The sequence below is a fragment of the Simiduia curdlanivorans genome (assembly GCF_030409605.1).
Lineage (GTDB): Bacteria > Pseudomonadota > Gammaproteobacteria > Pseudomonadales > Cellvibrionaceae > Simiduia > Simiduia curdlanivorans.
Window position 1 is genome coordinate 1,154,276 of record NZ_JAUFQG010000006.1, and the last position, 13,037, is coordinate 1,167,312.

Below are 13,037 nucleotides of genomic sequence, written 5' to 3' on the forward strand. Positions count from 1 at the left end.
TAGCTTGTAGCTTGTAGCTTGTAGCTTGTAGCTTGTAGCTTGTAGCTTGTAGCTTGTAGCTTGTAGCTTAATAAATTTAGCCATAAAAAAACCCGGCAGCGCCGGGTTTTTCTACAACGCCTGAAACTTACTCAGGCTGCTGCTCTTCAGCGGCTGGCGCTTCGGCCGGCGCTGGGTTTTCATCGCGCTGGGCTTCTTTGATAGACAGCTTGATACGGCCACGCTGATCTACATCCAAGCACTTCACACGAATAACCTGGCCTTCTTTCAGGTACTCATTCACATCATTCACGCGCTCATCGGCGATTTGTGAAATGTGAACTAAACCGTCTTTGCCTGGCAGGAAGTTAACAAAGGCACCGAAGTCTACGATACGCACCACTGTGCCTTCGTAGATAGCGCCAATTTCTGCTTCGGCCGTGATTGCGCCGATGCGATCCAACACATCGCGAATCACCTCGCCGTTAGCACCAAAGATACGCACGGTGCCGTCGTCTTCGATATCGATAGACGCGCCAGTTTCTTCGGTCATAGAGCGGATTACAGCGCCGCCCTTACCGATGATGTCGCGAATCTTGTCTGGATCGATTTTGATAACTTCGAAGCGTGGTGCATTGTCAGAAATTTCACCGCGTGCGGTGGCAATCACTTTATTCATTTCGGCAAGAATATGCAGACGTGCATGTAGAGCTTGCTCTAGTGCAATGTCCATAATTTCTTCGGTGATGCCTTGGATTTTGATGTCCATTTGCAGTGCGGTAACACCGTTGGCTGTACCGGCTACTTTGAAATCCATATCGCCGAGGTGATCTTCGTCGCCGAGGATGTCGGTTAATACGGCAAAGCCATTTGGCTCTTTAACCAAGCCCATGGCAATACCAGCCACTGGCGCTTTCAAAGGCACACCCGCATCCATTAACGCAAGGCTAGTACCACACACAGAGGCCATAGAAGACGAACCGTTAGATTCGGTAATTTCGCTCACAACGCGCAGGCTGTAAGGGAAATCTGCCATGTTTGGCAATGCAGCGGCAACACCGCGACGCGCCAAGCGGCCGTGACCGATTTCGCGACGGCCAGTGGCACCCATACGACCACACTCACCCACTGAGTAGGGTGGGAAGTTGTAGTGCAACATGAAGGGGTCTTTGCGCTCGCCTTCGAGGGCGTCGATGATTTGTGCATCGCGCGCTGAACCAAGGGTGGCCACAACCAACGCCTGAGTTTCACCACGGGTGAACAACGCAGAGCCGTGAGCCTTACCTAACACACCCACTTCACAGCTAATGCCGCGAACGGTTTTGTTGTCGCGACCATCGATACGGGGCTCGCCAGCAACAACGCGAGTACGCACGATGTTCTTTTCAATTTTGCCGAACATTTCGCGCACGTCATCTTTGCTCACACCAGACTCTGCATCAACCAGCTCTGCGATTGCCTGGGTGCGCAATTCGTTTAAGCGATCGTAACGCTTGGCTTTATCGGTAATGCGGTAAGCAACACCAATAGAATCTTCAAAGCCTTTGGCTAAAGCCGCTTTCAGATCAGCATTTTCAACCGGTGCAGCCCAATCCCAAACGGGCTTGGCGGCATCGCGCGCTAATTCGTTGATGGCTTGAATAACCGCTTGCTGCTCTTGGTGGGCAAAAAGCACGGCGCCTAACATGATGTCTTCAGGCAGTTCGTTAGCTTCAGACTCAACCATCAATACGGCGTCGGCAGTACCGGCAACAACCATGTCTAACTCGGAGTTTTTCAACACACTGTAGTTAGGGTTCAACAGGTAGCCTTCCGCTTGGGTATAACCCACGCGTGCACAGCCGATAGGGCCAGCAAACGGAATACCAGAGATAGACAACGCTGCTGAGGTACCAATCATCGCGCAGATATCGGGATCGACATCTTTATCGGCAGAGATAACCGTACACACAACCTGAACTTCATTTTTGAAGCCTTTTGGAAACAGTGGACGGATGGGGCGATCGATTAGGCGCGAGGTTAAGGTTTCTTTCTCGCTTGGGCGACCTTCGCGCTTGAAAAACCCACCAGGAATTTTACCGGCAGCGTAGGCTTTTTCTACGTAGTGAACTGACAGCGGGAAAAAGTCGATGCCGTCTTTAGCATCTTTGGCACCCACAACAGTACACAATACTGAGGTATCGCCAATGCTAGCGATGACCGCACCGCTCGCTTGACGAGCAACACGACCGGTTTCTAAGGTTACAGTTTGATTTCCGTATTGGAAGGATTTGATTACAGGATTCACTTATTTCGTCCTTTTCTCTTTGCTTTCATTTTGATTCATTGATAATTCTTTCTGTAGGCCAATGCCCACTCTCTTTACTTACTTGAGACTACCCCGACATGCTTTACGTCCGACATGCCGATTGGCTTCGCTCTTTTCTAACTTGTTGAATGCTCATTTACAGTCAACATCATCTGACCCGCTCGATAGGTTCGAGCTAGCCCTATAATTTCTTAAATTTAAAATTGCTCGCGCAATTTTTGGCCCATTTGCCTTGGGTATTGTTGCTAGCGGCTTCTACCTTGGGCAACTGTTACCGCCAGTAAAACTTCGCTGTAGACTCCTGTCTCTCGAAGCTTTTACGTCCTGGACATCGTCGCTACCGGCGCCCTGCCTCTCGCGACATTAGTACATCCTGTACATCTCCACTACCGGCGTCCTGCCTCTCGTGGAATACGACCGCCACGGATGGCGGAAGTGCCTAAAATGCAGGAGCAATTTTAGGCCCGTACATCCTGTACATAAAAAAGCGCCCGCTTGCGCGGGCACTGGAAACTAGCGGCGTAGGCCTAGCTTCTGAATCAGAGCAATGTAACGCTGTGCGTCTTTGCCCTTCAGGTAATCCAGCAGCTTGCGACGCTGGTTTACCATGCGGATCAAACCACGACGTGAGTGGTGGTCTTTCTTGTTGTCAGCAAAGTGGCCTTGCAGTTTGTTGATGTTGTGCGTCAACAATGCAACCTGTACTTCTGGTGAACCAGTGTCACCTTCAGCTTGCTGAAACGATTTTACGATGTCCGCTTTTTCAATTGCACTTAGTGCCATGTCAATCACCTATTACTGAGAATATGCAAATTGCCAAAGTGCTCTTTAAGGGAGAACAATAACAACCGGTTATAAAAGGCCTGCCCGTGCATATTTACAGACAGGTCCTGTGCCCCATCGGGGCTACAGCGGTCTAAGGTATGACCTCAGTCCGCTGAATTCGTTGCAACGAGACGCTTGGGCGCTACCCGGCCGTCGTCGCTTAATTCGCCAATGCCTAAAAATTCACCAGCTTGATCAAAGACACGCACCTTATCACCTTCGCCCCCTAAGGCAAAGGCCTGCGCGTCCATCACGGGATTGCCCTGGCGGAAATAGTAGGCCGTAGCTTCCGGTAATGCCAACTTTGGCATGTTCGCCACAGGGGCGTCTACCGGTAACAATAAAGGGTCTAAAACCTCCGGCTCAGCCTCGGCCCGAAGTTCTTCCAATTTATCGATACTGACGCTTTGAGCAAGGGTAAAAGGCCCTGCTTGGGTACGGTGTAAGCGCGACACATGGCCGCCAACCTTGAGTGCCTGACCTAGGTCTTCGGCAATACTTCTAATATAAGTGCCTTTGGAGCAGCTGACGCGAACGTCAACCTCGGCCACGACGCCGGGCCTAAAGGCCAGCAGATCGAGTGCATAAACCGTGACTTGGCGGGCTTTGCGCTCAACTTCTATGCCTTGGCGCGCGAGCTTGTACAGTGGCTGACCATCCTTTTTTAGCGCCGAGAACATCGACGGCACTTGGCTAATCTCGCCTTTAAACGCCATTAAGCCCGCTAACACCATCGCTTCAGTGATATGCAACGCAGAATGAGTTTCAACGATTTCGCCGTCGGAATCACTGGTATCGGTGCGCTCACCCAAACGAAAGGTGCTTTCGTAGGTTTTATCGGCATCTAACAAGTATTGGGAAAATTTGGTGGAATCACCGAAACACAGCGGTAAAACACCGGTGGCCAGAGGGTCTAGACTACCGGTATGACCCGCCTTCGCAACATAAAACAGCCGCTTAGCAATTTGCAAAGCCCGGTTGGAAGTCATTCCGCCCGGTTTATTTAGCACCAAGACGCCGCTAATAGGGCGCCCTTTCGGTTTTCTCGCCATCCGCCGTTATAACCTACTGTTCGATATCGTCGTCGACATGCTTAGACTTATCATCAGCCACCGCACGCTCGATCAAATTGGCGAGCTGATTGCCTCGCACAGTGGTGGTATCGTAGACAAACTGCAAACGCGGCGTGGTGCGCAAATCTAAATCTTTGGCCACCAGTGTGCGCAGAAAGCCCGAGGCTTTATTAAGTACGGCTAACGCCGCCTTACATTCCTCATCGGTTTCACGCCCAACAAAGGTGACAAAAATTTTGGCGTAGGCAAAGTCGCGGGTCACGGTGACGTCGTTGACGTTCACCATGCCTATGCGCGGGTCGCGGATTTCCTGCTGGATAAATTGCGAAATTGATCGCTGCAGTGCATCGCCGACCCGGTCGGTACGTTTAAATTCACGTGCCATAAAATATCTACTCGCTAGAAGAGCTCCTTAGAGCTCTCTTGCAACCTCTTTGACGTCGAACACTTCGATCTGGTCACCGACCTTCACGTCGTAGTTCTTAACACCGATACCACACTCGGTACCGTTGCGAACTTCTTTAACGTCGTCTTTAAAGCGACGCAGAGATTCCAATTCACCTTCGAAAATAACCACGTTGTCACGCAGTACACGAATCGGCTTATTACGGAAGACGGTACCCTCGGTTACCATACAGCCAGCAACCTGACCGAACTTAGGCGAGCGGAACACTTCGCGTACATCGGCAATACCAACAATTTCTTCGATGCGCTCTGGCGACAACATACCCGCCAAGGCTGAACGAACTTCATCTAACAATTGGTAAATGATGCTGTAGTAACGAATCTCAACACCTTCGCCTTCGGCTAAACGGCGAGTGGTTGCATCGGCACGAACGTTAAAACCAATTACGATGGCGCCAGTGGCCATGGCCAAGTTAACGTCGCTCTCGGTAATTCCACCGACACCAGAAGACACAACATTCACTTCAACTTCTTCGTTGCCGATATCGGCAAGTGAACTCAAAATGGCTTCCAATGAACCGCGTACGTCTGCCTTGGCAACCACAGAGAGAACTTTCTTCTCTTCTGCGCCCATGTTGGCAAACATATTTTCGAGCTTAGCGGCCTGCTGACGCATCAGCTTTTCGCTACGCTCTTTTTCGGCACGGTGTTCGGCAACTTCACGGGCTTTACGCTCGTCCGGCACAACCGCGAAATCATCGCCAGCGCCCGGTGCATTGTTAAGACCTAAAATTTCAACCGGCGTAGACGGACCCGCTTCAGTAACTTGCTGGCCTTGCTCGTTGGTCATGGCGCGAACGCGACCGTAAGACTGGCCGGCGAGCAGCATGTCGCCACGCTTCAAGGTACCCTGCTGAACCAAGACGGTTGCAATGGCACCGCGGCCTTTATCAACGCGCGATTCAACCACGACACCTTTAGCCGGAACGTCGATCGGAGCCAACAGCTCTAACATTTCTGCCTGCAGAGAAATTGCCTCTAGCAATGCTTCAACGCCGTCACCGGTATGCGCCGACACTTCGATAAACTGTGTGTCGCCACCCCAATCTTCTGGAATAACTTCGTGCTGAACCAATTCGTTTTTAACGCGATCGGGATCGGCGGATTCTTTATCGCACTTGTTGATAGCAACAACAATTGGAACGCCTGCAGCCTTTGAATGCTGAACCGCTTCAATGGTTTGCGGCATAACGCCATCGTCGGCTGCAACCACGAGAATAACCACGTCAGTTGCCTGAGCACCACGAGCACGCATGGCGGTAAACGCAGCGTGACCTGGGGTATCCAAGAAGGTAATCTCACCCTTCGCTGTGCTTACACGGTAGGCGCCAATGTGCTGGGTAATACCACCGGCTTCACCGGCTGCAACCTTGGCTTTACGGATGTAATCGAGCAGCGATGTTTTACCGTGGTCAACGTGACCCATAACGGTAACAACCGGTGCACGGCTAACCATTTCACCATCGTGAGAGATAGACAGCTCCAACGCTTCTTCAAGCTCGTTGCCGCTCTTCAAGCGATAAGCGTGACCCAGCTCTTCAACAATCAACTGCGAAGTTTCCTGATCAAGCGGATCGTTCAAGGTAGCCATAACGCCCATCTTCATCATACGCTTGATGAGTTCGTTGGCCTTGATGTTCATTTTTGCAGCCAACTCACCTACGGTAATAAGCTGTGGCAGTTCAATTTCTAGCACTTGTTTCGCCGTCGGCTTCTTAAAACCGTGTTTGTTATTTAGCTTCAAAGAGCCGCGGGCGCGACGTGTTTTGTTGAGCTCGTCGTCGAGTTCATCCAAGCGCTTAAGGTCGATACGAGCACCTTTTTTCGGTGCCGCTGGCGCCGTAGCTTTCTTGGCGGCGCGATGACCAGCCTTTTTGTTGTGACGGCCAGCTTCGTCGCCTTCGTCAGCTTCAGAGTGACGAGGCTTCTTAGGCGCATGACCATGCTTGCCCTTAGACTCCTCTTCTTTCTTAGCTTTAGCTTCAGCATCCGCGCGCTTTTGACGCAGCTCTTCTTCAGCTTTGCGTTTTTCTTCCGCTTCTTCTGATTTGCGACGCTCATCTTCTTCTTGCTTGCGACGACCTTCTAGCGCGGCAATACGACGCTCTTCCATGTCATCAACACGGGTGCTCGCTACTTTAGGCGCAGCAGGCGCAGCTTCTTCCGCCGCAGGTACAGCTACTTTAGCTTTTGCAGCTTGCTCGGCAGCCTTGGCGGCTTCCTCAGCAGCTTTCGCCTCGGCGGCCGCTTTGGCTTTCGCTTCGGCTTCAGCTGCGACCTTAGCCGCTAGTTCCGCTTCATCGGAAACGTGAGTATCAACTTCTTCAACATCAGAAGGGTCTCGTTTCACGTAGGTGCGCTTTTTACGCACTTCCACGTTGACAGTTTTGCGTGAAGCGCCCGACCCGGTCTTTAACGTGGTTGTGGTTTTGCGCTTTAAGGTAATTTTGCGCGGTTCCGCCACTTCTTCGCCATGACTCGTCTTTAAAAAACGCAGCAACGTTTGTTTCTCATCATCAGAAACGGATTCGTCTGCTTTCTTGTGCTTCAAACCAGCTTCCTGCATCTGCTTTAACAGACGCTCAACGGGAGCACCGACTGATTCGGCGAGTTCGCTTACAGTTACTTCAGCCATTCTCTTTCCTCGGTTTTATTGCTCGCCTGCGCTGTCTGACTCATCAGCAAACCAGGGTTCACGTGCTTTCATAATCAACGCGGCAGCGCGCTCTTCATCCATACCTTCGATATCAAGCAAGTCATCCACGGCTTGCTCTGCTAGATCTTCCATGGTGATAACACCAGTGGCAGCCAGCAAATAAGCGAGATGTTTATCCATGCCTTCCATGTTTAACAAATCTTCGGCAGGCTCAGTATCAAGCTTTTCTTCAGTGGCCAAGGCTTGTGTCAACAATGCATCTTTTGCGCGCGCACGTAGTTCTTCAGCGATGGCCTCATCGAAGCCTTCAATCGCTAACATTTCTTCCAACGGTACATAGGCCACTTCTTCAAGTGTGGTGAAGCCCTCTTCAACCAGAACCTCTGCCACTTCTTGATCGACATCCAGTGCCGCCATGAAGTTTTCCACAAAGCTGCCAGATTCTTGCTGCTGCTTAGAGCTCCAATCTTCTTCGCTCATGACGTTGATAGTCCAGCCGGTAAGCTCGGAAGCCAAGCGTACGTTTTGACCGCCGCGACCAATGGCCTGCGCCAAATTATCATCGGCTACAGCAACATCCATGGAGCCGGCATCTTCATCAACAACGATGGATTCAATTTCAGCGGGCGACATGGCGTTGATAACAAATTGCGCTGGGTTATCGTCCCACAACACAATATCAACGCGCTCGTTACCTAATTCGTTAGATACCGCTTGCACACGCGAACCACGCATACCAACACAGGCGCCAACGGGATCAATGCGACCATCGTTAGTTTTCACGGCAATTTTCGCACGTGAACCTGGGTCGCGCGCGGCGCCTTTAATTTCAATAACTTCTTCGGATATTTCTGGCACTTCAATCTTAAACAGCTCTACCAACATTTCTGGGCAAGAGCGGCTCAAATAAAGCTGAGGGCCACGTGCATCTGGACGCACATCCAACAACAAGGAACGCACGCGGTCGTTCATTCTAAAAACTTCGCGGCCAACTAGCTGGTCGCGCGGCAACAAGCCTTCGGCGTTATTACCCAGATCGACGATCACCGCATCGCGCGTCACTTTCTTAACGGTACCGTTAATAAGCTCACCAATGCGATCGCGATATTCTTCAACAATTTGAGCGCGCTCGGCTTCGCGCACTTTCTGCACGATAACCTGCTTAGCCGTTTGCGCAGCAATGCGACCAAAGCCAACGTTCTCTACTGTTTCTTCAAACACATCGCCGGCTTTCAGAGTTGGGTCTTTTTCAGCCGCTTCTTCTAGAGTGAACTGGGTTCCAAGCTCAGCCAGAACATCATCGGCAACCACCAGCCAACGACGAAATGTTTCATAGCTACCATCTTTGCGATTAATCACAACACGAATGTCAGATTCTTCTTCATAGCGCTTTTTCGTGGCAGTAGCCAAAGCGATTTCTATGGCTTCAAAGATTACATCCCGATCGACGCCCTTTTCATTAGATACCGCTTCGGCGACCAGTAAAATCTCTTTGTTCATCATGGGTTAGCCTCTTAAATTCCACCTAATCGCTGCATTAAAATTGCGCGACGATGTTAGCCTTATCAATCGAATCAATTGTAAATAGATACTCTTCGTTATCTACACGCACAATAACTTCATCGGCTTCTACCCCGGCAATAACACCGGTAAATCTGCGACGCCCTTGAAATGGCACGCGCAAACGCAGCTCTACTTTTTCACCGGTAAAACGCTGGTAGTGATCCAATGTATACAGCGGGCGATCCACGCCGGGCGAGGACACTTCTAAGGTGTACTCTCCAGTAATGGGATCTTCAACGTCCATTACCGCACTCACCTGACGACTCACTTTTTCGCAGTCTTCAAGTTGCACGCCGTCTTCGCGCTCAATAAAAATACGCAGTGTGGTATGGCGACCTTGTGACAGGTATTCAATACCCCACAATTCGCAGTCTAATGCTTCGACAACAGGCGCAATGAGCGCCTGTATAGTTTCTTGCTTGGTAGCCATATCGCCTTTCGTAATCTAAAAAAACAAACAAAAAATGGGCACTAAGCCCATTCTTATTATCGCCGCCCGAAGGGCAGCTATTCTTTGCGCAGATGAGCTAAATCTACTTAGCCCAGGCAAACCGCACATACAAAAAAACCCCATTTAGGGGCTTCTCGGCACGCCGTAAGGCGCAGTTCGATAGCCAAAAGCCGATTCTGGTAATTCGGCCTTCGCCCGGCATTGCCGGCCATTTGTAGCACACTATAACCCAGTGACACTACGGGTACCAAACTTCAAAATTGGTAGCGGGGGCTGGATTTGAACCAACGACCTTCGGGTTATGAGCCCGACGAGCTACCAGGCTGCTCCACCCCGCATCAACAACTTGATTCCGCGTGACCGCTCAACCAAGGCCGCGAATTATAGGGACGCACCTATAGTCGGTCAAGGGGTATTTGAGTTTATTTTATAAAAACAGATACTTAGCGTAGTTTTCCAGCTTTATGGTCGAAATAGCAGCGCAAAGGGGGGCTGCAAGACGGGCCGCAAGAGAGATGGCTGGAAGCTGCAAGACGGAGGGCCGCCCCCTGCAAGCTGCAAGCTACAAGCTACAAGCTACAAGCTACAAGCTACAAGCTACAAGCTACAAGCTACAAGCTACAAGCTACAAGCTACAAGCTACAAGCTACAAGCTACAAGCTACAAGCAATTATGCTTGCGCTTAGATATTTATACCCGCAAGAACTATTTTTGTTTTTGCTTTTGCTTGAGGCTTGAAGCTTGCAGCTTGCAGCTTTTTTTACCCCACTCATTTGCCCGGAGCAAATGAGGACCGCAACGCGGCCCGAAGGGTGGCGCGCAGGACGCGCGCTATCCACCCGGATGTAATCCGGCCTAACAAAAAGCAAAAACCCGCGTAAACGCGGGTTTTTTCGTATTGGTGCCCAAGGCCGGATTTGAACCGGCACGACTTGCGTCACTACCCCCTCAAGATAGCGTGTCTACCAATTTCACCACTTGGGCTAAAACTCTAAGACTAAAGCTCCTTATTGCTCTGGAACTTCAGGTACATCAGAAGGTGCGTCATCAACCACGGGAACTTCTGCGCCCAAATCGGGTGACACTTGCTCAACTACCGCAGGAATTCCCACGTTAGCCTGAACTTCAGCCTTATTTTTAGCAACGATCGCCAAACCAAAGCTGGTAACAAAAAAGATCAAAGAGAAAATACCGGTTGCACGGGAGAAAAAGTTACCCGTGCCCTTGCTGCCAAATACCGTTTGCGCAGCACCGCCGCCGAAGGACGCGCCAGCCTCTGCACCTTTACCCTGCTGTAGCAGAATGAGACCAATGATGGCCAATGCAGCCAACACGTGTACGATAATAATCAACTGTTCCATAACGGTCTCTTACTTATTCACCACAGCAAAGCTAATTAAAAAGCGGCCTGGCAAATTTGAAAAAATTCTTCCGCATGTAATGCGGCTCCACCCACAAGGGCTCCATCTATATCCGCTTGCGCGAACAACTCTTCGGCATTAGACGCTTTTACGCTGCCACCATAGAGCAATCTAACCACAGCACCCTGCTCACCTAGGCGCGCCCGAATAAAATGGTGCACCGCTTGGGCTTGCTCAGGGCTCGCTGTCTTACCTGTACCTATTGCCCAAACCGGCTCATAGGCAATAACAATATTCTTTAGCTGGGCAGGTTCCAGTACATTCAGTACCGCGTCCAGCTGCGACCCTATTACCGCCAAGGTCTCGTCTGACTCGCGCTGCGCCAGCGATTCACCAACACAAATTACGGGGGTCAAACCTATGGCCAAGCAAGCCAAGGCTTTAGCCGCAACTTGCTGATCTGATTCACCATGATAAGCACGGCGTTCAGAGTGACCAACAATGGCGTATTGGCAACCAATATCCACCAACATTGCACCCGATAACTCACCGGTAAAGGCACCAGCATCAACATGCGCACTGACGTCTTGCGCCGCTAAAACCACCTTGCTGCTCGCCAGCAATGCCGCAACTTGGGGCAGGTAGACGGCCGGCGGTGCAAATGCAACCTCAAGCCCTTCAACACTTTGCCACAGGCTCAAAAAGGTCGACACTAACTGCTCGTTAGCGGCTCTCGAGCCATTCATCTTCCAGTTACCCATTACGAGCTGACGCCGCATAAAACCGTCCCGTACTGCTGTCCGATGTATTTTAGCGCGCTTATCGGGAGGCTTAAAAAGACCCTCGATTCAGCGGGCGCCAATGGTAGCGAAGTCGCCGCTCAAGTACAACGGCTTTTCGCCTTACATTTCAATCTCTTGCCAAGTTTAATTGGCAACTAAGCGCCAATTTCTTCCTGCACCAGCGCCGCCAGCTCAGTGGCTAACTTCTTGACGAGCGCGGCGTCGTCGCCCTCAATCATAACGCGAACCACTGGCTCGGTGCCGGAAGGCCTGAGCAGCACCCGCCCCTTTCCGGCCAAGGTCGACTCAACCTCCTGCACAGCGGTTTTAATTCGCACATTGCTGGCCAGCAACGACTTATCCTTCAAGCGCACGTTAATCATGGTTTGCGGGCATTTTGTCATGGCCGACTTAAGCTCGTGCAAGCCCTTGCCGGTGGACACCATCGCCAATAGCACCTGCAGCGCGGCTACAATCCCGTCGCCGGTGGTGGTCAAATCACCGCAGATAATATGGCCGGAGGATTCGCCACCGAGATCCCAGCCGTGTTTACGCATTGCCTCTATCACGTAGCGATCACCGACATCGGCACGGATTAGCTTGATACCAAGGTCTTTTAGACCCAGCTCAAAACCAAAGTTGCTCATCAAGGTACCGACCACACCGGGGCAGTCTTTGCCTTGCTCTAAGCGATGGGCGGCTATGATAAATAGTATTTCATCGCCATCGATGATCTGACCGCGATGATCAACAAAACACACGCGATCGCCATCACCATCGAAGGCAACACCCAAATCGGCGCCCAACTCCATCACCTTCTCACGCAACACATCGGGCTTGGTGGAGCCACAGGCGCGGTTGATGTTGGTGCCATTGGGGTCATTGGCAATGGGCACGACTTTGGCACCCAGCTCTCTAAACACATCGGGCGCAACATGGTAAGTGGCGCCATTGGCGCAGTCGACCACAATGGTTAAGCCTTGGAGGCTAAAGCCCCAGGGCAAGGTACCCTTACAGAATTCGATGTAGCGACCGGCGGCGTCAGCGATGCGACGCGCCTTGCCAAGCCGCTCCGAGGTAGTCATGGGCACGTCTAGCATCTGCTCAATTTTTAATTCGACGCTATCGGGCAACTTAGTGCCGGCGCCACTGAAGAACTTAATGCCGTTATCGCCAAAGGGATTGTGCGAGGCACTGATGACGATACCCGCTTGCGCCTGAAAGGTGCGAGTCAAATAGGCGATGGCAGGCGTTGGCATAGGCCCCAACAAACCCACATCCACACCGGCATTAATCAGGCCGGCCTGCAATGCAGACTCAAACATATAGCCGCTGATGCGCGTGTCCTTACCGATTAAAATCTGCTTGGGGCCATCGAAGCGCTCACCCAACACATGGCCCGCGGCCCAACCCAGCTTAAGCATAAAATCCGGGGTAATGGGGTATTCACCGACAGCGCCACGAATGCCATCGGTACCAAAATATTTGCGTGTCATAGGGAGAAAACCTCAATCAGCGTCCATGCGGTTAAGCGCAGCCTAACCAAATTCAAATTCACGGCATTTTAAACCAGT

Annotated in this window: 10 protein-coding genes and 2 tRNA genes; all 12 read right to left on the minus strand. The window is 51.3% G+C overall.

Annotation, left to right across the window (positions count from 1 at the left end):
• Positions 1–127: 127 nt before the first annotated feature.
• The 12 genes from pnp to glmM all read right to left on the minus strand — a co-directional run bounded on the left by pnp (position 128) and on the right by glmM (position 12,959).
• The gene (gene pnp, locus QWY82_RS18950) at positions 128–2,266 is read right to left on the minus strand and encodes a polyribonucleotide nucleotidyltransferase (protein WP_290265473.1); all 2,139 of its coding nucleotides are present in this window, start codon (positions 2,264–2,266) and stop codon (positions 128–130) included.
• Positions 2,267–2,800: 534 nt separating this feature from the next.
• A complete protein-coding gene (gene rpsO, locus QWY82_RS18955; RefSeq protein ID WP_290265475.1) occupies positions 2,801–3,070 on the minus strand; it encodes a 30S ribosomal protein S15 in 270 nt (89 codons plus the stop codon).
• 146 nt (positions 3,071–3,216) lie between these two features.
• The gene (truB, locus tag QWY82_RS18960; protein WP_290265476.1) at positions 3,217–4,164 is read right to left on the minus strand and encodes a tRNA pseudouridine(55) synthase TruB; all 948 of its coding nucleotides are present in this window, start codon (positions 4,162–4,164) and stop codon (positions 3,217–3,219) included.
• Positions 4,165–4,177: 13 nt separating this feature from the next.
• Positions 4,178–4,570 carry a 30S ribosome-binding factor RbfA gene (gene rbfA / locus QWY82_RS18965; protein ID WP_290265477.1) on the minus strand — a complete coding sequence of 131 codons (393 nt, stop codon included), beginning with the start codon at positions 4,568–4,570 and terminating at the stop codon, positions 4,178–4,180.
• 27 nt (positions 4,571–4,597) lie between these two features.
• Positions 4,598–7,285, minus strand: coding sequence for a translation initiation factor IF-2 (infB, locus tag QWY82_RS18970; RefSeq protein WP_290265478.1), 2,688 nt, complete (start codon positions 7,283–7,285; stop codon positions 4,598–4,600).
• A gap of 15 nt (positions 7,286–7,300) precedes the next feature.
• Positions 7,301–8,806: a transcription termination factor NusA gene (gene nusA, locus QWY82_RS18975; protein WP_290265738.1), complete on the minus strand. Its 1,506-nt coding sequence runs from the start codon at positions 8,804–8,806 to the stop codon at positions 7,301–7,303.
• Between the two features lie 37 nt (positions 8,807–8,843).
• Entirely contained in the window at positions 8,844–9,299 is a 456-nt protein-coding gene (rimP, locus tag QWY82_RS18980) for a ribosome maturation factor RimP (RefSeq protein ID WP_290265479.1), read from the minus strand.
• Between the two features lie 282 nt (positions 9,300–9,581).
• A tRNA-Met gene (locus tag QWY82_RS18985) sits at positions 9,582–9,658 on the minus strand.
• Positions 9,659–10,219: 561 nt separating this feature from the next.
• A tRNA-Leu gene (locus QWY82_RS18990) sits at positions 10,220–10,304 on the minus strand.
• Positions 10,305–10,327: 23 nt separating this feature from the next.
• Entirely contained in the window at positions 10,328–10,681 is a 354-nt protein-coding gene (gene secG / locus QWY82_RS18995; protein ID WP_290265480.1) for a preprotein translocase subunit SecG, read from the minus strand.
• Between the two features lie 35 nt (positions 10,682–10,716).
• The gene (gene tpiA, locus QWY82_RS19000; protein ID WP_290265481.1) at positions 10,717–11,460 is read right to left on the minus strand and encodes a triose-phosphate isomerase; all 744 of its coding nucleotides are present in this window, start codon (positions 11,458–11,460) and stop codon (positions 10,717–10,719) included.
• A gap of 158 nt (positions 11,461–11,618) precedes the next feature.
• The gene (glmM, locus tag QWY82_RS19005) at positions 11,619–12,959 is read right to left on the minus strand and encodes a phosphoglucosamine mutase (protein ID WP_290265482.1); all 1,341 of its coding nucleotides are present in this window, start codon (positions 12,957–12,959) and stop codon (positions 11,619–11,621) included.
• Positions 12,960–13,037 lie beyond the last annotated feature (78 nt).